General features: G+C 36.1%; 25 protein-coding genes and 2 pseudogenes. 19 read left to right on the forward strand and 8 right to left on the reverse strand.

All coding sequences use genetic code 11. The annotated features are described in order from the left end of the window. The first annotated feature begins 31 nt into the window (after positions 1-31). The 4 genes from rarD to MY533_RS07645 all read left to right on the forward strand — a co-directional run bounded on the left by rarD (position 32) and on the right by MY533_RS07645 (position 4,409). Positions 32-937: an EamA family transporter RarD gene (gene rarD / locus MY533_RS07630; protein ID WP_248718616.1), complete on the forward strand. Its 906-nt coding sequence runs from the start codon at positions 32-34 to the stop codon at positions 935-937. Between the two features lie 160 nt (positions 938-1,097). After that, positions 1,098-1,274 carry a hypothetical protein gene (locus MY533_RS07635; RefSeq protein WP_248718617.1) on the forward strand — a complete coding sequence of 59 codons (177 nt, stop codon included), beginning with the start codon at positions 1,098-1,100 and terminating at the stop codon, positions 1,272-1,274. A gap of 151 nt (positions 1,275-1,425) precedes the next feature. Next, positions 1,426-1,800, forward strand: coding sequence for a hypothetical protein (locus tag MY533_RS07640; protein ID WP_248718618.1), 375 nt, complete (start codon positions 1,426-1,428; stop codon positions 1,798-1,800). Between the two features lie 704 nt (positions 1,801-2,504). Continuing rightward, positions 2,505-4,409, forward strand: a complete 1,905-nt coding sequence (locus MY533_RS07645) for an endonuclease MutS2 (RefSeq protein WP_248718619.1) — start codon at positions 2,505-2,507, stop codon at positions 4,407-4,409. 50 nt (positions 4,410-4,459) lie between these two features. Here MY533_RS07645 and MY533_RS07650 read toward each other — a convergent pair whose 3' ends face one another. Next, positions 4,460-5,713, reverse strand: a complete 1,254-nt coding sequence (locus MY533_RS07650; RefSeq protein WP_248718620.1) for a helix-turn-helix domain-containing protein — start codon at positions 5,711-5,713, stop codon at positions 4,460-4,462. A gap of 139 nt (positions 5,714-5,852) precedes the next feature. Between MY533_RS07650 and MY533_RS07655 the strand changes: the two genes are divergently transcribed. After that, the gene (locus tag MY533_RS07655; protein ID WP_248718621.1) at positions 5,853-7,142 is read left to right on the forward strand and encodes an MFS transporter; all 1,290 of its coding nucleotides are present in this window, start codon (positions 5,853-5,855) and stop codon (positions 7,140-7,142) included. Between the two features lie 121 nt (positions 7,143-7,263). On the opposite strand, the gene MY533_RS07660 is transcribed toward MY533_RS07655, so the two are convergent. From MY533_RS07660 to MY533_RS07675, 4 genes are all read right to left on the reverse strand, one after another. Then, on the reverse strand, positions 7,264-7,980 hold the full coding sequence (locus MY533_RS07660) for a LutC/YkgG family protein (protein ID WP_305884011.1): 717 nt from the start codon (positions 7,978-7,980) through the stop codon (positions 7,264-7,266). After that, positions 7,980-9,407, reverse strand: coding sequence for a LutB/LldF family L-lactate oxidation iron-sulfur protein (locus MY533_RS07665; RefSeq protein WP_248718622.1), 1,428 nt, complete (start codon positions 9,405-9,407; stop codon positions 7,980-7,982). Before MY533_RS07665 ends, MY533_RS07660 begins: the two co-directional genes overlap by 1 nt. A gap of 15 nt (positions 9,408-9,422) precedes the next feature. Continuing rightward, entirely contained in the window at positions 9,423-10,139 is a 717-nt protein-coding gene (locus tag MY533_RS07670; RefSeq protein ID WP_248718623.1) for a (Fe-S)-binding protein, read from the reverse strand. Positions 10,140-10,428: 289 nt separating this feature from the next. Beyond that, a complete protein-coding gene (locus MY533_RS07675; protein WP_305884012.1) occupies positions 10,429-11,157 on the reverse strand; it encodes a FadR/GntR family transcriptional regulator in 729 nt (242 codons plus the stop codon). 427 nt (positions 11,158-11,584) lie between these two features. Here MY533_RS07675 and MY533_RS07680 point away from each other — a divergent pair, with 427 nt between their 5' ends. From MY533_RS07680 to MY533_RS07690, 3 genes are read left to right on the forward strand one after another with little or no spacing between them, the layout of a single operon-like run. Next, positions 11,585-12,295: a cytochrome c biogenesis CcdA family protein gene (locus MY533_RS07680; RefSeq protein ID WP_248718624.1), complete on the forward strand. Its 711-nt coding sequence runs from the start codon at positions 11,585-11,587 to the stop codon at positions 12,293-12,295. Between the two features lie 53 nt (positions 12,296-12,348). Further along, a complete protein-coding gene (locus tag MY533_RS07685) occupies positions 12,349-12,720 on the forward strand; it encodes a response regulator (RefSeq protein WP_248718625.1) in 372 nt (123 codons plus the stop codon). Between the two features lie 19 nt (positions 12,721-12,739). Further along, positions 12,740-13,237: a CcdC family protein gene (locus MY533_RS07690; RefSeq protein ID WP_248718626.1), complete on the forward strand. Its 498-nt coding sequence runs from the start codon at positions 12,740-12,742 to the stop codon at positions 13,235-13,237. Between the two features lie 1,079 nt (positions 13,238-14,316). Here MY533_RS07690 and MY533_RS07695 read toward each other — a convergent pair. After that, positions 14,317-14,745: a DUF2621 domain-containing protein gene (locus MY533_RS07695; protein ID WP_132359427.1), complete on the reverse strand. Its 429-nt coding sequence runs from the start codon at positions 14,743-14,745 to the stop codon at positions 14,317-14,319. A gap of 117 nt (positions 14,746-14,862) precedes the next feature. Here MY533_RS07695 and MY533_RS07700 point away from each other — a divergent pair, with 117 nt between their 5' ends. From MY533_RS07700 to MY533_RS07720, 5 genes are all read left to right on the forward strand, one after another. Beyond that, positions 14,863-15,078, forward strand: coding sequence for a DUF1659 domain-containing protein (locus MY533_RS07700; protein WP_248718627.1), 216 nt, complete (start codon positions 14,863-14,865; stop codon positions 15,076-15,078). A 13-nt stretch (positions 15,079-15,091) separates the two neighbouring features. Further along, positions 15,092-15,316 carry a DUF2922 domain-containing protein gene (locus MY533_RS07705; protein WP_248718628.1) on the forward strand — a complete coding sequence of 75 codons (225 nt, stop codon included), beginning with the start codon at positions 15,092-15,094 and terminating at the stop codon, positions 15,314-15,316. An 83-nt stretch (positions 15,317-15,399) separates the two neighbouring features. Next, positions 15,400-15,522, forward strand: a complete 123-nt coding sequence (locus MY533_RS07710) for a YvrJ family protein (RefSeq protein WP_082337366.1) — start codon at positions 15,400-15,402, stop codon at positions 15,520-15,522. Between the two features lie 104 nt (positions 15,523-15,626). Then, complete coding sequence (locus MY533_RS07715; RefSeq protein ID WP_248718629.1) at positions 15,627-16,235, forward strand: SCO family protein; 609 nt, start codon at positions 15,627-15,629, stop codon at positions 16,233-16,235. Between the two features lie 145 nt (positions 16,236-16,380). Continuing rightward, positions 16,381-16,917, forward strand: a complete 537-nt coding sequence (locus MY533_RS07720) for a DUF1572 family protein (RefSeq protein ID WP_248718630.1) — start codon at positions 16,381-16,383, stop codon at positions 16,915-16,917. A 182-nt stretch (positions 16,918-17,099) separates the two neighbouring features. Here the strand turns inward: MY533_RS07720 and MY533_RS07725 are convergent, their stop codons facing one another. Beyond that, a complete protein-coding gene (locus MY533_RS07725; RefSeq protein ID WP_371873314.1) occupies positions 17,100-17,480 on the reverse strand; it encodes a hypothetical protein in 381 nt (126 codons plus the stop codon). Between the two features lie 594 nt (positions 17,481-18,074). On the opposite strand from MY533_RS07725, the gene MY533_RS07730 reads away from it, so the two are divergent. From MY533_RS07730 to MY533_RS07740, 3 genes and pseudogenes are all read left to right on the forward strand, one after another. Beyond that, a complete protein-coding gene (locus tag MY533_RS07730) occupies positions 18,075-18,821 on the forward strand; it encodes a hypothetical protein (protein WP_248718631.1) in 747 nt (248 codons plus the stop codon). A 224-nt stretch (positions 18,822-19,045) separates the two neighbouring features. Then, positions 19,046-19,522, forward strand: a pseudogene (tnpA, locus tag MY533_RS07735) (IS200/IS605 family transposase). A 575-nt stretch (positions 19,523-20,097) separates the two neighbouring features. Continuing rightward, positions 20,098-20,655 carry a hypothetical protein gene (locus MY533_RS07740; protein ID WP_248718632.1) on the forward strand — a complete coding sequence of 186 codons (558 nt, stop codon included), beginning with the start codon at positions 20,098-20,100 and terminating at the stop codon, positions 20,653-20,655. 393 nt (positions 20,656-21,048) lie between these two features. Here the strand turns inward: MY533_RS07740 and MY533_RS07745 are convergent. Then, positions 21,049-21,259 (reverse strand): annotated as a pseudogene (locus MY533_RS07745) (delta-aminolevulinic acid dehydratase); the annotation flags it as partial. Positions 21,260-21,828: 569 nt separating this feature from the next. Between MY533_RS07745 and MY533_RS07750 the strand changes: the two are divergent. The 3 genes from MY533_RS07750 to MY533_RS07760 all read left to right on the forward strand — a co-directional run bounded on the left by MY533_RS07750 (position 21,829) and on the right by MY533_RS07760 (position 25,736). Beyond that, on the forward strand, positions 21,829-22,368 hold the full coding sequence (locus MY533_RS07750) for a CHASE3 domain-containing protein (RefSeq protein WP_248718633.1): 540 nt from the start codon (positions 21,829-21,831) through the stop codon (positions 22,366-22,368). An 11-nt stretch (positions 22,369-22,379) separates the two neighbouring features. Beyond that, the gene (locus MY533_RS07755) at positions 22,380-23,477 is read left to right on the forward strand and encodes a methyl-accepting chemotaxis protein (protein WP_248718634.1); all 1,098 of its coding nucleotides are present in this window, start codon (positions 22,380-22,382) and stop codon (positions 23,475-23,477) included. A gap of 297 nt (positions 23,478-23,774) precedes the next feature. After that, positions 23,775-25,736 carry a methyl-accepting chemotaxis protein gene (locus MY533_RS07760; protein WP_248718635.1) on the forward strand — a complete coding sequence of 654 codons (1,962 nt, stop codon included), beginning with the start codon at positions 23,775-23,777 and terminating at the stop codon, positions 25,734-25,736. Positions 25,737-25,798 lie beyond the last annotated feature (62 nt).

Below are 25,798 nucleotides of genomic sequence, written 5' to 3' on the forward strand. Positions count from 1 at the left end.
AGATTTATATGGAGTAGGAGAGTTAGAGGCAATGTCAAATGAGAAAAAAGGGGTTTTGGCGGCATTTTTAGCCTATGCTTTTTGGGGTGCATTTCCGCTTTATTGGAAATTGCTTGAGCATGTCCCTAGTATGGAAATTTTATTATCGCGTGTCATTTGGTCCTTCGTCTTTACAGTAATAGCAGTAATAGTATTTGGAATGCGTAAAGATCTTATCGCAGACTTAAAATATTTGTGGTCACACCAAAAGCATTTTTGGCAGCTTGCAGGAGCTTCCTTTGTTATTTCAATGAACTGGTATTTATATATTTGGGCAGTTACCCATAACCACTTAATTGAAACGAGCTTAGGCTATTATATTAATCCTTTACTGTCAGTTATTTTTGGCGTTATTTTCTTTAAAGAAGCACTTAGTCGTGCGCAATGGGCAGCTACCGGAATTGCCTTTATCGCTGTAATTATTTTAACGATTAATTATGGGTCAATCCCATGGGTAGCACTTCTTATTGCTTTATCCTTCGCCATTTACGGTGTACTGAAAAAGAAAATTAAGCTTGATGCGACAAGAGGTCTAGCTATTGAAACGTTATTTATTGTACCGTTTGCATTAGGCTACTATATTTACCTTTTTACAACGAATCAAGCATCATTTTTACATGTTGATGTGACAACAGACAGCCTCATGATTGTCAGTGGTATCGTGACAGCAGTGCCATTAATTTTATTTGCAAAAGGTGCACAAAATATTCCACTCTATTTATTAGGCTTTATTCAATACGTATCGCCAACAATAGTATTAATTTTAGGAATTGTGCTTTATAAAGAACCGTTTAGTCAAATAGAGCTATTAGCATTTAGCATTATTTGGGCAGCGTTACTACTATTTTCAGGCTCGAAAATCATTGAAACGAGAAGGGCTCATCAGAAATCTGCTTAAAAAAAGGACTTGTAGAAATTTTCTACAGGTCCTTTTTGGATGGATTAATATATTTTGAGGGATCTTTGCTAAACATTGCACTATAACGATGAAATAGTTGTATGGTAATATATTTTTGGTATTTTAAACTAGGAAATCATACAAATAAAAGGAGATTAAAATGAATCACCCATATAAAAAGTATGAAACCACAGAATTATGGCATATTATTTCCGAAGCTATTGGAGAACTAGTAGCTAATCAAAATATAGAAGAAATGACAAGTAGAGAATATATAGTTGGTTATCTTTGTGCAAAACTAAGTCATATGGAAGAAGATGAAGCACAGAACGGATAGTTATATAGAAAAGAAATATTCAATGACGGCTTTAGTTATATTGCTGGGAAAGATACAGGGGGTATTCTAAATAAAAAATTTACCAAAAGATAAAGCATCAAGAGCGTATAATCGCATTGTCAAAAAAGCCAATCTATATGATGTTTTTTTTATGAAAAATAAAGCGATTAATATTATGACGAATGCTTTGAAACAACCATTGGATATTAGGGAAATGTCAAGTGCCTATATTTATATTGGGCTATTATACTCAGAATTAAAAATGTATAAAGAGGCTTCCCATAATTTTCATAAAGGAATGACTATCGTAGAGTGTGAAGAATTTCAATACAGCCCCCATTTTAAAAAAATTATAAAAGTTTTTATGAAGAATGGTGACTTGGAAAAAGCAACTTTCTGGCTAGATAATTTAAATAATAGAATATGGTACGATAAAAAATTTAAAAAATTAGGTCATATTAGTTCTTATGTAAAGAAGGAAAAAATTTTTTGTATTAAAAATAAAGAGGTAAAAAAGCTTAGGTAGGATAGTAGTACATGAAGATGAAGGCTTTGGTCAAGTGAGTCTATTCTATGGAGCAATTTGGTTAGATAAATACCTAATTAGGTTACTAAAATACTTGGAACAGTTTGCTTAATTGTTGGTTTGTCCATTTATAGGTTAATTATTGTTAGACAAAAATAAGCAACTTTACTTTTTTGTCAACATATAGTAATATAACGTCAATCAATTAGATAACAATGATGAATATTATAAATTAATGAGAGGTGCTTTTGATGAGTGCGGTAGGTTCTAAATAGGAACAACTGAATGAAATAAATGGAATGACGACAGGGGATTTAGTCATAAAAGTGACCCCTTATTTAGTCATGGATTTATTTCGATACCTATGAAGATACCTACAATACTTTATTAAGCGTGTAATGCTCTGAAAAATACTTCCCTGTTAATAGCGGCTAGAGGAACTCCGTCTAAAAACGCCACGTCCTATGGCAACGACGGAGTGACCAACATCGTGTTGGCCTAAAGCCTGCAAACGCAATTATGCCGAGGCATAATGGATTGAAGTTTTTTTCGCGATGCTTTTTTACACATGCCTTGTAATGTAAAAGCTGTGGGATCCCCACAGCTTTTTTCTCTTTTTTAATTGCGTAAAAAATCATTGCTATCTATTGAGTAGGTATCTTCATGAATGATTATGGAAAAATCATAGTGAGGAGACATTAACAATGAATCATACTACTTTTGAGAAGTTACAATACAATGAATTGAAGGAAATCGTTAAATCATACTGTGTCAGTGGATTAGGTAAACAGTTATTAGATAAATTAACGCCGAGCCCAATTATGACAGTTGTTAAAAATCGTTTAAATGAAACGACTGAGGCACGAGCAATTTTAGATGCGGAAGGTCATGTTCCGTTTTTAGGAGTATCAAATATTCACAATACCATTAAAAAACTTGAAAAGGGGATAATTTTAGACCCTAGTGAATTAGTTAGCGTCTCAGACTTTTTAAGAGGCTGTAGAAAAATTAAAAAATTTATGCTGGAGAAGGATTTTTTTGCGCCAGTACTTGCATCCTATGCTAATTCGATGACTGAATTTAAAAGTGTGGAAGAGGAGATAAACTTTGCGATTAAAGCCAATCGTGTAGATTCAGCTGCTAGTAGAGATTTAAAGCGTATCCGCAATCATATCGAGACAACAGAGGAGAAAATTAAAGACCGCTTAGTAAAATTTTTAAATAATAGTGCCAATAAAACGTATATCCAGGAGTTCTTTATTAGTAAAAAGGATGATCGATACACGATTCCCATTAAGGCTTCCTATAAAAATCATGTGCAAGGAACTATTGTAGAAATTTCATCTAAAGGTGCAACGGTCTTTATGGAGCCTAGTACAGTAGCAAAATTAAATGTGGAATTGGCTACTTTGAAAGCAGAGGAAGCGGTGGAGGAATATCAGATTTTGGCGACATTATCAGGCCTGCTCTTGGAAAATATCCGTGAAATCAATATCAACATGGAGTTAATTAGCCAATATGATATGGTCTTTGCCAAAGCTAAGTTTAGCAAGCATATTGGAGGCGTAGAACCGGGCTTAAATGATGTTGGCTATATTAAGCTCGTTAATTGTACGCATCCACTGTTAACAGGTAATGCGGTGGCACTTCATTTTGAAATTGGTAAAGACTATCGTAGCTTGATCATTACAGGACCGAATGCAGGTGGTAAAACCGTTGTTCTCAAAACGATTGGCTTGTTAACATTGGCTATAATGTCAGGCTTCCATATTGTTGCAGATAAAGGTACTGAAATAGCTGTGTTTGATCAAGTTTTTGTAGACATTGGTGACAATCAAAGTATTGAAAATGCACTTAGTACGTTTTCTTCCCATATGAAAAATCTTTCGGATATTATGAGAGCATCCAATAATAATACTCTTTTGCTATTTGATGAAATAGGGAGTGGTACGGAACCAAATGAAGGAGCAGCATTGGCGATTTCCATTTTAGAGGAGTTCTATCATATGGGCTGCATGACAGTAGCAACTACCCATTATGGTGAAATTAAGCGTTTCTCTGAAATGCATAGTGATTTTATGAATGCGGCTATGCGTTTTAATAGTGAAACATTAGAGCCGTTATATCAATTAGTAATCGGAACATCAGGAGACAGTAATGCTTTATGGATTTCTAAGAAAATGAATATCCGTGAAAGCGTTTTGCAAAGAGCGAAGGACTATATCGACAATAAGGATTATTTCCTAGAACGAGTAGATGATAGTAAAATCAGAAAGCCGAAGTTTGAGCAAGCGAGAGCTAAAGTAAAGTATGACTTTAAAAAGGGAGATCGTGTAAAGCTGTTAGATCATGCTGACGTTGGAATCGTTTATCAAGAAATGGATAATTTCTATAATGTTGTCGTGTGCTATGAGGGAGAATTCGTAAAGGTAAATGTTAAACGATTGGCATTAGAGCTACCGGCAACAGAATTATACCCAGAAGGATATGATTTAGAGACATTGTTTGTAGATTATAAAGAACGTAAGCTTCAGCATGATATTGAGCGCGGCTCGAAAAAAGCCCTTCGCAACATTCAGAAGGAAATGAAGAAAAATAAATCGAGCTAAAAGTCAAAAAGGGATTGCCCATAAATTTTAAAATGTGCAATCCCTTTTATTTATTGAACCGAATTTATTTGTGCTTTAATTGAATAATACGTTTCTTCGATTTTTTCTTTATAGGGCAGATCGATTAAATCTTGAGAATCTGTATAGGCCTTTTTGGCAATTTCGTAGGCGGTTGTTAACTCACCGACATGTGCATAGCAAAGTGCTTTATAGGAAAAGCACTCATTTAAGCCTAGTATATCAAATGGATGTAAGATGAATGGGGGAACATTTGTAAAATGTTCAAAAGCTTCCTTTGCTTCTTCATAACGACCTAGTAAATATAAGGATTTCCCCTTTTCAGAATAATATAGGTTTTCATCAAATTTAACCGATCCTAAATCCATAAGTAGGCGAAAGCGCTCTATTTCTTCTAATGCCTTTTCATAATCATGAGTGAAATTGTTATAGTAATGTGCTCGTAATGTGAAAATAAAAGCATCTACATCCACTTGTTCCGCAAAAACTCGATACTGTTCTAGCTTCTTGATCAAATGTTCTGCTTGCTCAAAATCATTGTCAATCATGGCACAAAACGCTGCAATACGGTACATATCATCGATATAAGAGTAAAATTGATTTTTATGTGCATTGGCAATTGTCTCTTTAACGAGTTGTTTACCTGCTTCATGTTCTCCTATTGCTAATTGATAAACACTAATAAAATAAGCCATTTTTCCAGCATCTCGTGAATCTAATTGATAGTTTTCTTGCTCAGCCTCTTCTTTAGCTTGTAAGATACAGGAATAAGCCATTTTATAGTTTCGATCTTCCATGAATATCGCGGACTGTAATATAAACGTTTCAAACCAATGACTTAGTAAATTAATTTCTTTAAACATAAAGCGTGCTTGTTGAAGCGGTGATTCCCATGTCGTTAATCCCGCCTGATATTGAGCTACTGCATATATATAAAGTAAACGACCAGCTTCATAGCTTAGAGGAAGCTGTTCTACATAAGGCATAATCATCTCTTTGATTTGCTGCAAATTTTCTGTATTCTTACCTAGCTCTACTTCTGCATATAATATTTCCACCTGCTCTAAAAGTTGACGTATCGTAGAAGGGGCTATTTCTTCAAGTAATTCACTTGCTTTTACATGTAAACGCTCTGCAATATATTCTAGACTCTCCATCGAAGGCTTGGCCTTATCATTTTCAATTTGGCTTAACATTCCTTTTGTTAGACGATCACCGGCAAGTGCCTCTAATGTTAATTTTTGTTCCTTCCTTAATTTGCGAATTCTTGCGCCTAAAGAGTTCATTGCCTCGCCTCCTTTTTCATCAATATCATTTTGTTTAATTATATTAAACTTTTTCTTGTATGAAAAGTAGGAGCTGTGTTATATTTTGTTTAATAAAATTAAACTTTTTAAAATAATTAAAAATATGGAGGGATTTTAGATGGATGAAGCGCAAAAATACAAAAGGGCGACGTACCATTTATGGACATTCACAACTAGTAAAATGATTTCGTTGTTAGGGTCACATGTATTGTCATTTGGGATAGGTTTATATATTTTGGCACTGACAGGGTCAGCGATGAGTTTTGCTACTACTATGATATGTTCCATTTTGCCTCGTGCATTAGTCGCGCCTCTGGCAGGGTATGTAGCTGATAATTATTCAAAGAAACGCACGATTTTATTCGCACAGGCAGGTACGATATTGACCGTTTCGGGGTTACTACTCTATACAGAAATGGTCGGTTTGTCGGTTTATGCTATTTATATAGCAACTGTATTTAATACAATTTGCTCGGCCTTTTCAGGTGTAACATTTTCTTCCTCAATCGCTACTCTAGTAAATCCAGAACGCCTACAGAAAGCAATGTCATTCAATCAAATGTCAGTGTCATTGGCAGCAATTGGTGGGCCAGTAATCGGTGGAATGATGTATGGATTGTTCTCTATGAAAGCTTTTTTGCTTGTACATATGGTGGCCTATGTAATTGCTTTTTGCTTAGAAGCGACAATGAATTTTACGCTCTATAGTACAAGAGAACTTACTGTAGAAAAGGAAAAGATGTGGGCTGGGCTTGCTAGTGGCTTTCGTTATATTAAGCAACAAAAAGTTGTTAAAACAATCATGTGGATTTCATTATGGATTAATTTGTTCTTCTCTGCCATCGTTGTAGGGGGGACCTATATTATTATTGAATTACTAAAAGTAAAATCAACGCATTTTGGTTTTATAGAGGCTTCGGGTGCAGTTGGTATGCTTGTAGCTTCCCTCGTTTTCGCAACACGTAAAGAGGTTAAGGCACCACTACGTTTTTCTAAAATTAGCTTATTGCTGTTGGCTAGCAGTTTAGGACTCGCGGTTGTTCCATTAATAACGAATTTATCCTATCTAGCTATTGTAATCTTTTATATTGTAACCTACTTTATTTTCGCTATTTTTGAGATGGGGGTCAACATGCCAATTATGGTTTATATGCAAAAGTTAATTTCAGAAGAATATCGTGGACGCGTATTGGGATTAATGGAAACAATGGCGATGTCAATGATGCCGATTGGTATGGTCGTATACGGCATCTTGTACGATACATTCCCAGCAACGGTTATTTTACTTGTCACGAGTGCCATTATCGTGACGATATCACTAGTAATGCTACGAACATCTGTCTTAAAAGAAGCACATCCAGAGTTTTATGGACAAAAGAAGATAGTAACTGAGGGTGTAGCAAATTAATGTAACAGAGAATTAATCGGTGATTATTGAAAGTTTATCAGTGATTAACTTAACGAGATACTATTGCAACAGATAAAACCAGGCATTTCTTCAATGTTGAAGCATGCCTGGTTGATCGGTTTTACAAATCTTCAATCACAATATAAGTAGCTTTAATTGGTCCATGTACACCAACGATCAGAATCATTTCGATATCCGCAGAATTACTTGGTCCTGTTATAAAGTTGATACAAGAGGCAATTTGCTCGCCACGTCTGACTTTTTCATGAATAAAGCGGGCTGCTTGCGTCATGCGTGGAACAATAGTACTTTTAGGAATTAAAATAATAGACTTCTCTGGTAAAAAGCTAACTAATCTACCTTTATCCTTATCACTAAAAAGTACTGCAGTTCCCGATTCTGCTAATGTAATTTCACTTATCATAATGCCAATGTTAGCTTTTTCAGCTTGTCGAATATTTTCCTGTGGCTGCTCAGAATTCCATTCATACAGTTGAATCTTTTCTTGAGGCCATTGCTCCGTCATTAATGTTCCTAGGCCATAGTTTTCAAAACGCTCATCTTTCCATGTTATAACAGATTGACCGCCATAATTTCCAACTACTTTTTGTAAATCTGCAGGAAGATTAGCTGTATTTGTAATGACAATATCCGTATGAATATTTTTGCATTGTTCAACTAAAACCTCTAGTAACTCATCTTGTGTAGCATCATTTAGGACGCGATCTTGAGGGTTATATTGCCATGTAGGCCGTACGATTTCTGTTTTTGGTGCACGTCCAAGCTGTTTTGCAATTTTCGTTAAAAATACATCTCTATTTTCAATTGTACCTGTCATTATTCATCGCCTCCTTTTTGTCGGTGCTTAAACCAGTCACGGAAATTATCTTTATTGGGGGCTGGAAAATCCCTTGCTTCCGTCCATGCTTTTAGTGGGCCAGGGCCATTAGAAATTTTCTGATCCCTTGTAAATGGAGCCATCGCTGGTGAAGCTATTTTTGTCGCCAGTTTATATAGGGCAGGGGAGGAAGCACCTAGACCAAAGGCCTTCATTAATAACTTTTCAGATACAGATGCCTTTCCTTCGTTTTCGACAATTACTTGGCGATGTCTATGAATAAGCTGATGTAATGGTATTTTGACAGGACAAGCATCTGTGCAGGCACCGCATAATGTGGAGGCATATGGCAACTCTTTAAAATCCTCATAGCCACCTAATAATGGTGAAAGAACGACACCTACTGGCCCAGAATAAATAGATCCGTAAGCATGACCACCAACATGTCGATAAACAGGACATGCGTTAACACAAGCTGCACAGCGTATACATTGTAAGATAGGCTGGAATTCACTGCCTAAAATATCAGAACGTCCATTATCAACAATGACTAAATGGAATTCCTCTGGTCCATCTGTGTCACCTTCATCTTTGATCCCCGTTAATGTCGTAATATAGCTTGTTAGCTTTTGCCCAACCGCGCTTCTTGTTAATAAGCTTACAAGTACTTCCATCTCTTCGAATGTAGGCACAATTCTTTCCATTCCCATTACCGTAATTTGTGTTTTCGGTAAGGCTGTTACTAAATCTGCGTTTCCTTCATTTGTCACGAGTGTAATCGAGCCGCTCTCCGCAATAGCAAAGTTACAGCCTGTAATGCCAATGTCTGCTGTTAAATAATCATTTCTTAATTTTTCACGTACATATAGAGCTAGTTCTTCAGGCTTTTCGGTTTTCTCATAACCTTGTTTTTCTTTAAAAATGTCACGAATCTGTTCCTTATTTTTATGCAAAGCTGGAGCAATGATATGAGAGGGTGGCTCATGATCATCCACTTGTAAAATGTACTCTCCAAGATCCGTTTCAATGACCTCACACCCGAGCTTTTCTAAAGCGGCGTTTAAATCAATTTCCTCCGTCACCATAGATTTTGATTTTATAATTTTAGCAGCATTCTTCTTTTTCGCGATACTTTGAATATAGTCTGTCGCTTCTTTCGCTGTTTGCGCAAAGTAAACATGTCCACCTCTTTTAGAGACGTTTTCACTTAGCTGATATAAGTAATAATCTAAGTTCGCCAGCACATGCTTTCGAATTTCTTCGCCGTGAGAGCGCCATTCCTCCCAATGTCCGAGCTCATCAGCTTGTTGTAGCCGACGTGTTTGTAAGCGCTCCTGTGCGCTTGATACAGCTCCGCGCATAAACATATTTTCTAATTCTTTCGTTACACGATGATTAAAGCGTTCATCACTTGTTTTCATGGACATTTCTTTTACCCCCTTTTAGTGACAATTTAATACTTCCGCAATATGCATGACTTTAATAGGCTTACCTTGTCGATTAATTCGACCACCAATATTGATTAAGCAACCAGCATCTGCACCGATTAAAATGTCTGCTCCCGTTTCTTCAACATTTTGTACTTTCTCATTGACCATTTCTCCAGAAATATTGCCCATTTTTACTGAAAATGTTCCGCCAAACCCACAGCATCTTTCTTTTCCTGGGAGTTCTACATACTGTAAGCCTTTCACTTGATTTAATAGTTTAAACGGTGCATTTGTTACACCGAGTAGTCGTGTCATATGACAGGAAGTATGATAAGTAGCCTTGCCCTCTAAATGTGCTCCTACGTCCTCGACCTTTAATATATCTACAATAAACTCAGTAAATTCATATGTTTTATCTGCCAATGCTTGCGCTTTTGGCTCCCAAACGGGATCTCCCTTAAACACTTTTGGGTATTCCTTAAACATATAAGCGCAGGAACCAGAAGGGGAGACAACATATTGGGCATGTTCAAAGGCGGTAATCATTTTTTTCATAGCATTTTTAGAGTCTTTTACATAGCCACTATTATAGGCGGGTTGTCCACAGCAAATTTGATTTTCAGGAAAATCTAGGTCACAGCCGAGTCTTTCTAGAACTTCCACAACAGCTTTTCCTACATCACCTTGAAACATATCAACTAAACAAGTCGCAAAAAGTGTTACTTTCATGAGAATCGCTCCTTTTTGTCTCTATTATTCTTTAAATAATTAATCAACAGGTCATCAGATGACTTGGTGATAAATATATTTTTTATAATACTACAACTGTTCAGATGAATAAAAGGTGTTTATTGTTAATTTTCAAAAAATTCAAAGAGAGTCGGACAAATTAAATAGTTCCTTCGTAAGCAAAATAATCTCGATAAAAAGAAAAACGAACTATTCCGCAACACTCTCATAGGCGTTTCATTGGATAGTTCGGTATTTTTGTTGGCTAAAAACGCTTTTGTCTCAGCTTTTATTTCATAGTTTTAGTTGTTTCAAAATATTGCATTAAGATCTTTTCCACATTACTTAAATGTGAAGCCATAGCATGTTTGGCAAGCTCTTCATTTTGCTGTTTAATCGCAAGGAAGATTTGCATATGTTCATCATACAGCTTTTCGCTCGTAATTTTTTTAGAGTACAACCAAATTCGACGTGTCTCTTTCATCGTTGCGATCATTAAACCTGAAACCTGGTCCAATATAGTTGTAAGTAGGGGGTTTTGGGATGCTGCAGAAATGGCCGCGTGAAATTGAAAATCCACTTTTTCTCCTAGCTCTCCATCTCCTTGTACCCGTTTCATCTCATCTAAAATTTGCATCATTGACTGTATGTCTTCTTCTGTTCGATGAATGGCTGCACTAGCTGCAGCGCCAACTTCGATAATTTTACGTACTTCTAACAAATGTGAGATATCTTGCTTATTTGTTAAAATCGCAGTTGATAAGGGGAAATCAAGTTGATTGGATTGATTACTTTTAACAAATGTACCTGAGCCTTGTTTAATTTCAATAAGCCCCATTGCTTTTAAAGCGGAAAGAGCTTCTCGAATGGCAGATCTGCTTACTTGTAATTGTTCAGCAAGTTGTTCTACTGAATCAAGTCGGTCACCTGGCTTCAGTTCGCCAGTTCTAATTTTTTCATAGAGTATTTCAGATACTTCTTCATATATTTTTTTCGGTTTAATTTTTCTTAATTCCAAGGACTACACCTCATTTATCGCTATCGATTGCTCTATTGTTTTTTAATTATACATGAAGAAAGTTAATTTTCGAACTATTAACAGTAAATAAAAAAGGGTACTACAACTGCGCAAGCGGCAGGTAATGGAGGCTATACAACAGCCTGCCAAAAGCTCTGTTGCTAGTGTCTTTGGAGACAAAACTTGAAGTGTAGAATTATGGTGAATTTTGTTGACAGATAATATAAGGGGAGCGCATAATGCAAAAGTACATTAGCAAATACACGTTGATTTAATAAGGTCTGAAAATTAATTTGGATGATAATATGATGGAACTTCACTTTTTAAACACCTTTTTGCCATGAAACGTTCACAAACAGGAAGGGCGCAATTTACAGTGATTTTTGGTACGATGGAGACAGTAACTGTAAGGAGCGAGTGAGAAAATATGGAAACTGATATTAACGTATTTTTAGCTTTAGGTGCAGGGTTTTTAAGCTTTATTTCACCATGTACTCTACCGCTGTATCCAGCATTTTTATCATACATAACAGGTATGTCGTTAGATGAGCTAAAATCGGAACGAGGTATGATGCAAAAGCGTGCAGTTTTGCATACCCTCTTCTTTTTACTAGGATTTTCAATTATCTTTATTATGATTGGACTAGGAACATCATTAGCCGCCAAGTTCTTCCTTAATTATCACACATTATTACGTCAGGTTGGTGCCATCCTAATCGTTGTATTTGGTTTAATGATTGTGGGATTACTACAAATTGACTTTTTAATGAAGGATCGAAAATTCCAATTTAAAAATCGACCTTCTGGTTATTTTGGATCAGTATTAATCGGTATAGCCTTTGCGGCTGGTTGGACGCCTTGTACAGGTCCAATTTTAGCATCGATTATTACATTGGCTGGTGCCAATCCAAGCGCAGGCATTAGCTATATGTTGGCTTATTATTTAGGCTTTGCGATTCCGTTTTTCGTGTTATCTTTCTTTATAGCACGTATGACTTGGATTCGTACACATAGCCAAAAAATTGTAAAATTCGGCGGTTATATTATGATTGTCGTTGGTGTAATGTTATTCTTCGACGGTTTATCATATTTAACACGCATTTTACAGCCTATTTTTGGTGGATTTACAGGCTTCTAATCTGCTAAACTAAAGAAGCCATACTGTACTATTACGTGGGGGGAGATGAACAGGTGCCTACAGTTTTAGTAGTGGATGATACGCTCTTTATGCGTGTTGCAATCAGTAATATGTTTACTGAATGGGGTTATGAGGTAGTCGGCAATGCAGGAAATGGTAAAGAAGCTGTGGCGATGTATCGTGAGTTACAACCAGATCTAGTAACGATGGATGTAACAATGCCCGTAATGACCGGTATAGAAGCAGTAAAAGAAATCATCCCCGAATTTCCAGATGCAAAAATAATTATGATTACAGCTTTAGGACAACAAAAGTTAATCGTAGAAGCAATTGAAAGTGGCGCAAAGGATTTTATGACAAAACCTTTCGAGCCAGAAAGATTAAAGGCTGTAGTTGATCAATTACTTGGACAAAATTGTCAATGACATTAGAGGAGGAATTTTTATGTTTAGCAATATCCCTTCTCAATATTATGTAATAGGTTCGACCATAATGGCCATTTTTATGGGTACCTTTGTCATGGTTTTACGTATGCGAGCATCTAAGAAACCGACAAATGAGAAGAAAATTATCATTCCACCAATTGCAATGTCTTCAGGTGCGTTAATGTTTTTATTTGAACAATTTCGAGTACCGCCTATGCAAATCCTTGAAGCGGCAGCAGTCGGAATGGTGTTCTCAACAATCTTAATTGCTACTTCTAAATTTGAAGTAAAAGGCCAAGATATTTATTTAAAGCGTTCAAAAGCATTCGTTTTTATATTAATCGGACTTTTAGTATTCCGGGTAATTGCAAAAATGATATTAAGTAGCTCCATTGACGTTGGTGAGTTAGCAGGAATGTTTTGGATTTTAGCGTTCGCTATGTTACTTCCTTGGCGAATCGCAATGCTTATTCAATTTATTAAAATCAAAAAAACAATTCCGCTGAAAAATATTTAATGGGCAAACTACACTAGAGATTTCATCTAGTGTAGTTTTTTTGTGTGCGCCCAATTTGGCTGATGGAAAGAGCGATTCGAGCGATTGAGAGGCTTGGCAAAGGTGGCAGAAAGCGTCGCTCGAATGGCGGAATGAAAGGCAGAAGCGATTGATGGGAGCTAGAGAATAACGGAAAGAAGAGACAAAATGAAGGATAGAACGCAAGGCGACGGATAGGATTGCTGAAGTGACGGAAAGAACTGTCCAAGCGACGGAAAGAACCATCCGAGTGACGGAAAGAGCCATCCAAGCGACGGAAAGAAGAGATAAAATGAAGGGTAGAACGCAGGTCGACGGATAGGATTGCCGGAGTGACGGAAAGAGCCGTCGAAGCGACGGAAAGAAGAGTCCAAATGAAGGATAGAACGCAGGTCGACGGATAGGATTGCCGGAGCGACGGAAAGAGTTGTCCAAGCGACGGAAAGAAGAGACAAAATGAAGGATAGAACGCAAGGCGACGGATAGGATTGCTGAAGTGACGGAAAGAGTTGTCCAAGCGACGGAAAGAAGAGACAAAATGAAGGATAGAACGCAAGGCGACGGATAGGATTGCTGAAGTGACGGAAAGAACTGTCCAAGCGACGGAAAGAAGAGACAAAATGAAGGATAGAACGCAGGGCGACGGATAGGATTGCTGAAGTGACGGAAAGAACCATCCAAGCGACGGAAAGAAGAGTCCAAATGAAGGATAGAACGCAGGTCGACGGATAGGATTGCTGGAGCGACGGAAAGAGCTGTCCAAGCGACGGAAAGAAGAGACAAAATGAAGGATAGAACGCAAGGCGACGGATAGGATTGCTGGAGCGACGGAAAGAGCTGTCCAAGCGAAGGAAAGAAGAGTCCAAATGAAGGATTAAACTTAGAGCGACGGATAGGATTGCTGAAGTGACGGAAAGAAGAGACAAAATGAAGGATAGAACGCAGAGCGACGGATAGGATTGCTGAAGTGACGGATCACCCCCCTGTACTAGCAGAGAATATATGATGAAACTTATCTAAGGTCAGTAAAAACGCTGCACAAATCATTGTGCAGCGTACCATTAATCAAACAAATGCTCATATGGAGCGATGTCAATTTGCATTTCATCTAACTTTTTACGTAAAAATTTATGGTCGCGCTTTGGTGTTGCTTGGATATAGCCTCGAATAATTAAATCTTGGCTAATGGCAGGTGCTTTTTCTTCTAAAGCTAGTTCGCCAATTTTCCCTGCAATTTTTTCCTTTGCTACTTGTCGGAATAGCTCAGGTACAGGGCTTACAAGTTCATATAAAAGCTCCTTCTCAGGTTGTCCCCATAAATGAATCGTTTTATCTAAATAATATTCTTGCCAATCTAAATCAGATTTACCGTCCTGTTTCGGTAATGCCTTTAAAAATTTGCGGAACATGAAAAATCCGCCTATCGCCATAAACGAAATAAGCACAACTACCCAAAATAGGATAAACCATAAAAACCAACCAGTTAACAAATCGTTCACCTCTTTGCCTTCTCTTACTCTATTATAAAAGCTTGCAGAAAAAAATCCATCCTAAATGTCCCTTTTTTAGCAATAAGTCAGTATATATTGTAAAAGGAGGTGACGCTCATGGCAAAAGTCAATTTCGTAGGTGCTACATTGCGCTTGAAGTATGTTACTGGACAGAATGCACAAAACGAGCCCGTGTTTACAATTAAATCGTACCGCAATTTAAACGGCTCGCATACAGCGGAGGATTTAGTAGACGTAGCAAAGGCCATTGCAAGTCTATCTTCACACGCACTAGATAGCATTTTAAAACAAGAAACAACAGATTTATCCTAAGGGGGGGAAAGCAATGACACAAGTTTTAGAGCTGCAATTCGAGACAGCAGCAGGGAAAACGACAACGATTGCGATTGATACACCGAAGCCAAATGTAACAGCGGAGGAAATTCAACAGGTCATGCAAACGATTATCGCTAAAAATGTTTTTGATAGACAAGCTAGTGCTTTGGTGGCAATGACTGGGGCTCACATCGTTGATCGACAAGTAAGAGAATTTGAATTAGGGATCGAATAGTCATGAAATGGTCTTTGCGGAATTTTCTGCAAGGGCCATTTTAGCAATAGTATTTATTATAAGCTTAGTAAAGGAGGGGCCGCATGGAACAGTGGTTAAACATGATATCGGATATCGGTTTTCCTATCTTAGTGTCGTTTTATTTACTACATCGAGTAGAAGTTAAATTAGATGCAATTCATGATGCACTTGTTTCCTTAAAGTGAAATCGATTTCACAAAGATGTACGAAAGCTGTCACTTGAGTGTCCTTGCCAATATTTACATCGTACGATAGGATGGGGATAGTGTTAGTAGGGAGCGTGTTAAAGATGAGAAATAAAATAATGGGGCTTGTTCTACTGTTTGCATTAGCTACAGTGCTCAGTGCATGTGGAAATACAAAATTTAAAGCAGATTATAGCTTGGAGTTACCGGATTTTGAACATGTTAATCAACGCGGAGAAAAAGTTTCTTTAGAGAGTTTAAAAGGGAAACCATGGATTGGTATGTATATTTTTACAAATTGTACATCGATTTGTCCACCAATGACCTTTAATATGACGCAAGTTCAAGAAAAGCTGAAGAAAAAAGGTGTGGAAGATTATAATATTGTTGCGTTTTCAATTGATCCAGATGTAGATAAGCCGGAAATATTAGCTAATTATTTAGGCAAATATAATGTATCGGATGAATCAAAATGGAATCTTCTTACTGGGTATTCACAAAAATATATTGAGCAGTTCGCTGTAAAATCAACTAAAATATGGGTAAAGGATGATCCTAAGACAGATCAAGTGATTCACGGAAATCAATTTTTCTTAGTTGATAAAGATGGCAAAATCGTAAAAATGTATTCTGGATTTGCAGATAATGCCGAGGATGTCCCTATTGACACAATTGCATCAGATATAGAAACATATATTGATGAAAATTTATAATAGATAGAAGGAAACCGTCTCAATAGTATGAAGAGACGGTTTTTTTGTTCAAATTTAATCCTTTATAACTTTAGCCTCGTTTATAGTGTATTTGTTTGAAATAGAATATTTATAGCAGTTAATGGAACAAAGGGGGCTTTCATGAATGAGCATGGAGCAGACTTACTTAAACGTTGTTCAGAAAAGGTTTAAAAGTGTGAAAGAACAAGGTGATAAAACACTTTTACAATTGGATAATGAACAACTGCATTGGGCTTTCAATGAAGAATCCAATAGCATTGCCGTTATCGTAAAACATGTGAGCGGTAATATGCTATCGAGATGGACTGACTTTCTAACGACTGATGGTGAGAAGGAAACGAGAAATCGTGACGATGAATTTACCGATAGCCTTCAGACAAAAGAAGAGATTATGATGGTATGGGAAAAGGGCTGGCAAGTATTTTTAGATGCTTTACTAGGTTTAAAGGAAACTGATTTACAAAGGTATGTAACGATAAGAGGAGAACGGCATTCCGTCATAGACGCTATCGAAAGACAAATGTCCCACTATTCACAACATGTCGGTCAAATCGTTTATATCGCTAAACAACTAAAGGGTTCTAATTGGCAAACATTAAGTATTCCAAAGGGTCAATCTCAGATTTTTACAGAGTCTATGATAAAAAAACATCAACAATAATTAAGAAATAGGCTGGGACATAACTAAATGGTTCTTCATAAGGCCGTATAATCTCTAAATTAACAAAATTTGATAACTAGAAAAACCGGACTATTTCGAAACAACTCATTAGAGTTTCATTAGATAGTTCGGTATTTTTGTTGGCTACAACACATTTATCCCAGCCTCTTCGGATTTATCTGCTATGCAAAATAAAGCTGATACATTGAAGTTTCCTCGTCGATCGATTTTGCGAGTTCTAAGGCTTCCTGCTGTGTTCGCTTATTGGCAATGATTTCGTACATAAATCTTATAAGAAACATTAAATTGGCATTCCCATCTATATAATCATTCGGGCCTAAATATGAATGGCAACCACTTTTTAAAAAGGCATTTGCTAGCTGTTTTTCACCTAAAGTACAGCCAGAGGCAATTACCTTCACATCTTTTAATTTACAATAATTTAAGATCTCTTGAGGACCGAAAAATTCACCTCTTGGTTCATTTAACTCATAAACTTCGGGACCTAGCTCTTTAAGGGAAATCCTTTCAAAATTAATAAAGAAGATGCAAGAATTTATCATCAGATTGGCTTCATAACTAGTAAAGAATTAAACGACTTTATTATTGTTTAAGATTTATTATTTACCAACAGTAGAAGATCTCGATAATTAATCGGGATCTTTTTTTGTAGAAAAGAAGTACCTATCTTTAAAATGGAAATATTAATAGAAAATCAAGAATATCAATTAATAGATAACTAATAACTGTAACTTTAAACTCTGTTTTGACAGGTTAAATTAGTCCATTATAATAAACCATAACGAGTATGAGTGAATTAAAAATAAATGACCTATCATTCAATTAATAAACTAAATTATACGGATAGTTTAGGTTTAATTAAAACCCACCTTATAAACAATTTTCAAAATTAAAGTAGCTTACATACTCTAAGTGTACATTACTAAGAGAAATCTTAGTGGTGTGCATTTTTTTATTTTTATACTGAATTCCTAAAGACAAGAGAGCTTTGAAAATAATACTATTTCCTATAATTAATATATATTTTTATAGAAAAATCATAATAGTGGTTGGAATTTTCTGAATGTTTGGTATAGTTAAGTTATTTGGGAATGATAACCATAATTCCCAAATAACTAAGAGAAGGGAAGATTCGAATGAAAACATGGCAAAGAACCATTGCAGTAATGACGGTAATAGCACTATTTGTATTCGGAGGGTCTAGTCCAATCTTAAAGACCAATGCACAATCTAATGAGTTTGAAAAATTAAGTCAAACTGCACAAATGTTAAGTGTGGTAGAAGAACCAGGTGAAATCCAAGAAATTAAAGAGATAGCACAAGATGCAATATCAATGAATAAAGTTGTATCTAATGCTAAAGACGCTGATTTAAATTATAGTAGCGCTAATGTTGGTGAAATTTCTGCTGATAATGAAACGTATACGGTTTTGACAATTCCAATTGCATCAGAGGATTATAATCCTTTAAGTAATTTAACATTAATTATTCAAAATGACGAAATATTAACTTATAGTGAGACATTAATAACAAAAAGTCCAGAAAATACAGTGGCAATTGCCACATATAATGACGGAAACTTATTCAATGAAAAAGTTACAGATATTGAATATTTAAGTAATAGTGAAGTACAGAAAGCAATCGATAAAGCTAAAAACATTGAAGTTAGAGAAAATGTTGTACAACCATTAGGAGTCGGAGAAGTTGCACTTTGTCTTGCTGGTGTACTCTTAATTGATTTAACTGTAGCAAGAATTGTAGCAGCAACTTGTATCGGAGCTTGTGGAACTGGCATAGTACCAGTTTGTGCAGCTTGTGTAGGTGGAGTTTTTGTGATAGGTGGAGCTAATATACCAGCTGTTATAGCTTGTTTTAAAGCTTAAATAACAACTATATTCGTTGATGAGTAAAATCAATGATTTATTTTGAAAAAAACAAGGATCCTTTTTAATCAAAAGGATTCTTGTTTTTTCTTATTGTATTCTTTGAAAACCCCCTGCTGTGCAGGGGGTTCCGGAAAGCTTTTAGCTATGGACAATAAAAAACTCCAAACGTACAATCAAGTCAGGTCTGGTCAACCGGCTTCGTACGAAAGGAGTCTTTAAAAATGGATAATAAAAGTTTAGCACATACAACATGGAATTGTAAGGTATCACATTGTGTTTGCCCCAAAGTATAGACGACAAATAATTTATGGTCAAATTAAAGCTGATGTAGGAAGAATATTACGCCAATTATGTGAAAGAAAAGGTGTAGAAATCATAGAGGCAACAGCGTGTCCAGATCATATTCATATGTTGGTAATCATTCCGCCAAAACTGAGTGTGTCCGCGTTCATGGGCTACTTAAAAGGGAAGAGTAGTTTAATGATTTTTGATCGACATGCGAATCTAAAGTATAAATATGGTAATCGTCAATTAAATGGTGTCGAGGATACTATGTGGATACAGTCGGTCGGAATAAGAAAAAGATTCAGGAGTATATAAAAAATCAATTACAGGAAGATATCTTGCAAGATCAAATGACGATGAAAGAATTCATTGACCCATTCACAGGAGAAGAAATCAAGAGAAAGAAAAAATAAGTAAGCCGCTTTAGCGGTTTGTGTGGAAACGGAGTGCGGTTAGCAGACCTTTCAGAATGTCTTTAGACATGGGCCAGTACCCCAGCGTTTCACGCGCAGAGCAAACCACCAGTTATACTGGTGGTTCTGATTTATTTGAGAAACAGACATACTATAAAAGCAGTTTAAATACAAAAGGGACCAATAAAACTAAAATAGAACCAATACCAAAAGCAGATACCACTTTAATCATGTCTTTTTTCAAGATACCACCACCTATAACACAATTGTAGTTAACTTCAAAAGGCATTATACATTCTACAAATAAATACTAACACATTTTCTTCTGAAAATTCGTAATTGACTATGATAACAGGAACTATTAACTACTTTAATTATGTAAGAAAGCAACTAAATAATTACAAAATTTTTCTGTTTAGTGTACAAAATTACTGAAAAGTTGGTTGCAGTCTTAAGAAGAGGTACGTACAGTTACACTCAAAAACTACTTTAAAGAGGACATTACATTTTCAATTTACAAGACGAAGTATCAAGCAATTTCAAACAAAGTCCATAACCAAGGTTTACGTATTCTCATGAGTAATGAAGCAGAGCAAGATTTTGAAGCTGCAATTGCAGAAAGTGTTAATCAAATGCTTGTGGAATTAAATCTCAATGAGAAGGCGTACTTAGATATTGAACAACAAGAACCGGAATCATGGAATAAGTTAAAGGAAATGTGTACAGAATTTGTAAATAAAAATTTCAATCTACCAGGTGTAGAGGATGACAAAACCTATAACTACTTCATTTCAAATGTAATTTCATATCGTATGCTTTCTGCTTATTGCATGTTACCGATTGATGAGATGGAATATGAGGAAGGAAAAACAGATTTTTGGGCATGGAGCGAACTATTTAACATCTATCGAGAGATTACTGACTACGATTGGGAGCTACTAGGAGATGTCGGAAAAGAAGTTATCCTTAAAGTACCAAAAGAAAAAGTAATTAAAAGAGACATAACGTATCTTGAACTACTTTTCGAAAAAATGAAAAATAATTCTTCATTGCAATATAAATTTTATGGTAAGGTTTACTATATATTATTTTTGGAGCTGAATATATATGAGAGAATGGAAAAGTCGAATTAATGGTAAGCAATTAAGAGATTAAATAAAAAATGGTACCCCTTTTGAAGTATTGAAAGTGTTGAAAATGGAACTTAAATTTAAGTTAAACCGTATAATGATGAGTTCCAAAAAGGTGAGTTCTAGGATTTATTTAGTATAGTTGAATATGATGTTTCATTAGGGGAGCATGGTATACAGCAGTATGTAAAAGAAGAAAATTGGTCGATTAAGGAGTTAGTCAATGATAGACTTCACCAGTTTTACGATTTATGTGATAAATATGATATTTGGGTGACCGTAAAACAAACAGTTTAAGCACTAAATCTATCTCAATCAATATCATTATTTTTATCGAGGAATACTTCGAAATAAAAAAGAGGAAAATAATAAGCCCGCTTCTTTGTAGTGGGCTTGCATGCAAAAGCGTCCTTCATCCCCGTGAAAGTTTAAAATTAAATAATCTATTTGATCATTCAAATCTTCTCCTGATAAAACATCAATAAAATCATTGGGTCTTCCTATTAAATGAAGTGTTACTCGAACACCAAATGACTCAAGTACCGAGCGTAATGATATCACAATTAGAGCCTACTACTAAACTCACATACAAATTTGGCTTACTCATTTTCTATTATTCTCCTTTTCTTATTTTTATTTTAATAATATAGGTTCATCACCAAAAGTTGTGGATGACTTTTGTTAAAACTTCTACTATGTAAATAGTTGATTGGAGTGGAGACTGAATGCCCCCAGGAAAGCACTAGTCGGAACGGAAATTAACCACACGTTTTGGTGATGATCCATATTATACCTAAAATTGGGTGTTGTACCCAAATAGATAACGGAAGCGTAGTGAATGTTTTTTCTTAATTAAAAATATTGGTCAGTTCCATACGAGGAGGTGACTTCCGTTACGACTGCTAGCTTTGTGCAGACGCACAGAGCAAAGCATCTTGGGGGCGTCCGATGAAATGGTAACTAAAATTTTACTGGTGACAAAAAACTCCATAAATAAAGGCGTCTTTAAAACTGCTGTTCAGAATTTAGAGAAGTCAAGACATTTGGTGATGTGTTATATTTTTGTAAAATTTTTGTTTTAATTTATGATAAAAGACGCACTTCTTATAGGGGGATAGGTGAATTTGGTCTATACTTTAAGAGAATTAATGTTTAGAGGGGAATAGAGGGAGTCGTATGAAATCAACGGTAGAACGAAAACTGCAATTTTCTTTTGGTATAGTTTTAGTCTTTCTATTACTAATTACTAGCATTGCCATATACTTTTTAAATGGAAATAACAAAACACTTGCGGAAATCGAAAAAAAGACGGAATTAATCAATTTGTATAATGACATTTCCTTCCAAACGGTTCGGGCAAACGCTGCTATTCGGGGGTATATATTATATGGTAAAGAAGACATGCTCAATAATCATCTCGAAATAAGAGATACTTTACATAAATCTATACATCGTCTTGAAGAACTCGGACATAAAAATAAGAATTTTGATCAGTTTTTAAGGCAGTTAGAGGAATGGGAAAAGCCAATAGATAAACAAATTGTACCGCTTTTTCAAAGTGGGGAAAAACAGCAAGCACAGCAGTTGGCATTACCGATTTTAGGGAAAGGCTCTCTAAAGCTTGTAGAGTTTGGAAAAACGATGGCAACGGCTCAGCAGGACGAAATGCAGGCGCATATAGAGGCTACAACAGTGGCAAAGAAATTGCCATACTAGCAATTGTTTCCTTGCTTATAAGCATTATTATTGCGACAGCTTTTGGTCGTAGAGTCGCTAAAAATATTCAACAAACGGTAGTTGAAATGAACAAATTCTCAAATGGCAATTTACAAACGCACCTGCAATTTAAAACAAAAGATGAGTTTGCGCAGCTGGCAGCTTCGTTTAATTCGATGTCAGAAAAGCTTAGTCATACTATGAAGCATGTCGCTAATTCATCTGAGCAAGTAGCAGCAACTTCCGAGCAGCTCACAGCGAGTAGTATGGAAGTGACACAGGCAACAGAAGTTGTCTCAGAATCTATTCAAGATATTGCCCATGGTATTGAAGAACAGGACACATTGACTGGTGATGTACGTAACTTATCCTTCCATATTTTTAAAAAAATGAATGACATATCAACGAGTATTGATCATGTGAACGATGCAACGATAGAAACTAAAAATATGGCTAGCATAGGATGTTCCTCAGTTCGTAATGTCATTGAACAGATGAATGAAATTGCGGAACATACAGCAGAGCTAAGTACACGTGTTAAAGACTTAGATGAAAATACTGCAGCAATCGTCTCAGCAGTCAATGTTATTAAAAATATAGCTACCCAAACATATCTATTGGCTATCAACGCCTCTATAGAAGCAGCACGAAGCGGTGAGCATGGCAAGGGTTTTGCCGTAGTGGCAGAAGAGGTGCGAAAGCTAGCGGATGAATCGAATTTAGCAGCAGTAGATATTGAAAAGATTGTTGTGCAAATTACTGAGGATACAAGAATAATCGAGGAAGACATGATCAATAGTAATGATTCTGTAAAAGTCGGTCGTGAAAAAGTAAATGTGGCAAGCGATAATTTCATGCAAATTGACAATGCCATTAATGGTGTGCAAGCACAAACCGAATCAGTTACAGCAGCTATTCGAATGATCCATCAAGATATCGAAAAACTTGTAAAAGAAATCTACTACATTAGCGAAGTATCTATGAAATCAAGTAGCAATGTTCAAAGTGTTGCGGCATCCTCTGAGGAACAAAACGCAGCGATGGAAGAAGTAGCAGTAGCCTCTACACATTTGGCAAAAATGGCGGTTGACCTACAAGAATCGATTTAAGCATTTAAATACTAACAACAATAGTCCCTATGCATCATAGTTAAAACGTGATTCATAGGGATTTTATGTTTCACTACATATTGAAGTTGTGTCAAGAATAGAAGAATTTATGTTAAGAAAATCAAAAAAATGAAAAAAGGGGTTTGAATTTAAGTATTTCGTCCGATAAAAGTATAGGAAGAAATTTTAATCGATAAGAGAAGGGAAGGTTGCGAACCGAGGCGGTTTTCTTTTTTTGAAACCTAAAATCGGAAAAACATATTTTAAAAACTTGTGAAAACAAAGGAGAGCTAATGCATGAAACGATTATTTGGAAGCTTTAAGGGTAAGCTCTACACATTATTTGCTCTTATCTTACTAATCCCAGTTATTTCTGTAGGAAGCTTATCGTATCTTTCAGCAAAAAATTCGATAAAAGAAGAAATACTTTTTAGTGCGAATGAAAGTGTAAATATTTTAAATACGTTAATTGATAAAACAATTAGCGAAAAAGAAAACGACATCAATGTGTTTAGCGAGGAAATAGATTCTTCTATGTATGATCAGCAGGGATCTGCAGTACATACAAAATTTCAACAATATATAAAGCTACATCCGGATGTTTTGAGCATTTATATTGGAACAAATGAGGGATCATTATTTCTAGAACCTAAATCGAATAGCGCTGATTATAATCTTTTGGAACGAGACTGGTATAAAGAGGCTACAGCATTAAAGGGAGAAGTTTTAATTACGAAACCTTATATTGATGCTGGTACTGGAGATATGGTCGTAACTATTGCTCGTCAGGTAAAAGATAAATCTGCGGTAGTTGCTATTGATATAAAATTGACGAATCTTCAAAAAATATCCAATTCTATTAAAATTGGGAAAAATGGATATTCTTCTATTTTTGATGAAGATAAATTGGTTATTTCACATCCGACTATTGAACCGGGTAGCGAAATAAAAGAAAGCTTCATGGACAAAGTATACGATGGCAAATCGGGAACGTTTGAATATGTCTTTGACGGTGATGATCGTATTATGTTCTTTACAACGAATGAACTGACAAATTGGAAAATCACAGGGACGATTTTTGCGAAGGAAATTGACCAATCAGCATCATCTATTTTGTATAAGACGTTTCTCGTACTAATCGCCGCAATTGTAATCAGTGGGATTGTATTCTTCTTTGTCATTAAGGCAATTATAAAACCGATTAAAGCGCTCAAGGATAGTGCAGTAACCATAAGTAAGGGTGATTTAACTGAAAAAGTGACGGTAAAATCTCATGACGAGATTGGACAGCTAGGGCATGCCTTTAACGATATGCAAGACAGTTTAAGAACTCTTATTCAAAAAATTGAACAAAATGCCGAAGAGGTAGCTTCGTCGGCAGAAGAGTTAACAGCCAATGCTAACCAAACGAGCGTTGCTACAGAAAAAGTGGCCATTTCGATTCAAGATGTTGCGACGAGCGCAGATACGCAAACGACGAGTGCCAATAAGAATGCAGAATCGTTACAGGAGCTTTCGAAGGCTATTCTTCATATCGCGGAGATATCTTCTACCGTGACGGATCTTTCACAGCATGCAACGCTACAAGCAGACGAGGGTGGACAGGCAGTCCGAGATACAAAAGATCAAATGCATTCTATTCATCTATCAGTGACCGATTCAAATACGAAAATTCAAACACTACATGAACGCTCTAAGCAAATTACGTCTATTTTAGATGTTATTACAAGCATTGCAGATCAAACTAATTTACTGGCTCTTAATGCAGCGATTGAGGCAGCAAGAGCAGGGGAGCACGGAAAAGGCTTTGCAGTCGTTGCTGATGAAGTAAGAAAACTTGCCGAGCAATCACAGGCGTCTGCACAACAAATTTTCGAGCTAATCCATGGCATTCAAATAGAAACAGAACAATCTGTAAACATCATGGCAAAAGTTACAGAAGATGTTCAAAATGGACTACATGTATCAGACGAAGCTATCACAAAATTCCAAGTGATTAAGTCGAGTATGGATAAAATTACTCCTAAAATGGAAGAGGTATCTTCTGCATCTGAACAAATGTCAGCAAGTGTACAAGAGGTGACAGCTGTTACGGAGGATTTAGCATTCTCTGCACAAGGAAATGCAGCTGCTTCAGAGGACGTTGCAGCGTCTACAGAGGAACAATTAGCTTCAATGGAAGAAATTAATGCTTCTGCACAAGCTCTTGCGCATATGGCAGATGAGCTAAAGCAGCTAATTAGTCAATTTAAATATTAACTTCTTTTAGCGAAATGTCTTTTGTAACGTAAGTGAAACGACAGTTACAGAAGTCTCCCACC

It is taken from the genome of Lysinibacillus sp. Ag94, assembly GCF_023242215.1.
Classification (GTDB): domain Bacteria; phylum Bacillota; class Bacilli; order Bacillales_A; family Planococcaceae; genus Lysinibacillus.

Bases quoted from the DNA above. Each gene is read 5' to 3' on its own strand.
- rarD (WP_248718616.1), top strand. From the start codon at position 32: ATGTCAAATGAGAAAAAAGGGGTTTTGGCGGCATTTTTAGCCTATGCT.
- MY533_RS07635 (WP_248718617.1), top strand. From the start codon at position 1,098: ATGAATCACCCATATAAAAAGTATGAAACCACAGAATTATGGCATATT.
- MY533_RS07640 (WP_248718618.1), top strand. From the start codon at position 1,426: ATGAAAAATAAAGCGATTAATATTATGACGAATGCTTTGAAACAACCA.
- MY533_RS07645 (WP_248718619.1), top strand. From the start codon at position 2,505: ATGAATCATACTACTTTTGAGAAGTTACAATACAATGAATTGAAGGAA.
- MY533_RS07650 (WP_248718620.1), bottom strand. From the start codon at position 5,713: ATGAACTCTTTAGGCGCAAGAATTCGCAAATTAAGGAAGGAACAAAAA.
- MY533_RS07655 (WP_248718621.1), top strand. From the start codon at position 5,853: ATGGATGAAGCGCAAAAATACAAAAGGGCGACGTACCATTTATGGACA.
- MY533_RS07660 (WP_305884011.1), bottom strand. From the start codon at position 7,980: ATGACAGGTACAATTGAAAATAGAGATGTATTTTTAACGAAAATTGCA.
- MY533_RS07665 (WP_248718622.1), bottom strand. From the start codon at position 9,407: ATGTCCATGAAAACAAGTGATGAACGCTTTAATCATCGTGTAACGAAA.
- MY533_RS07670 (WP_248718623.1), bottom strand. From the start codon at position 10,139: ATGAAAGTAACACTTTTTGCGACTTGTTTAGTTGATATGTTTCAAGGT.
- MY533_RS07680 (WP_248718624.1), top strand. From the start codon at position 11,585: ATGGAAACTGATATTAACGTATTTTTAGCTTTAGGTGCAGGGTTTTTA.
- MY533_RS07690 (WP_248718626.1), top strand. From the start codon at position 12,740: ATGTTTAGCAATATCCCTTCTCAATATTATGTAATAGGTTCGACCATA.
- MY533_RS07700 (WP_248718627.1), top strand. From the start codon at position 14,863: ATGGCAAAAGTCAATTTCGTAGGTGCTACATTGCGCTTGAAGTATGTT.
- MY533_RS07705 (WP_248718628.1), top strand. From the start codon at position 15,092: ATGACACAAGTTTTAGAGCTGCAATTCGAGACAGCAGCAGGGAAAACG.
- MY533_RS07710 (WP_082337366.1), top strand. From the start codon at position 15,400: ATGGAACAGTGGTTAAACATGATATCGGATATCGGTTTTCCTATCTTA.
- MY533_RS07715 (WP_248718629.1), top strand. From the start codon at position 15,627: ATGAGAAATAAAATAATGGGGCTTGTTCTACTGTTTGCATTAGCTACA.
- MY533_RS07720 (WP_248718630.1), top strand. From the start codon at position 16,381: ATGAGCATGGAGCAGACTTACTTAAACGTTGTTCAGAAAAGGTTTAAA.
- MY533_RS07725 (WP_371873314.1), bottom strand. From the start codon at position 17,480: ATGATAAATTCTTGCATCTTCTTTATTAATTTTGAAAGGATTTCCCTT.
- MY533_RS07730 (WP_248718631.1), top strand. From the start codon at position 18,075: ATGAAAACATGGCAAAGAACCATTGCAGTAATGACGGTAATAGCACTA.
- MY533_RS07740 (WP_248718632.1), top strand. From the start codon at position 20,098: ATGAGTAATGAAGCAGAGCAAGATTTTGAAGCTGCAATTGCAGAAAGT.
- MY533_RS07750 (WP_248718633.1), top strand. From the start codon at position 21,829: ATGAAATCAACGGTAGAACGAAAACTGCAATTTTCTTTTGGTATAGTT.
- MY533_RS07760 (WP_248718635.1), top strand. From the start codon at position 23,775: ATGAAACGATTATTTGGAAGCTTTAAGGGTAAGCTCTACACATTATTT.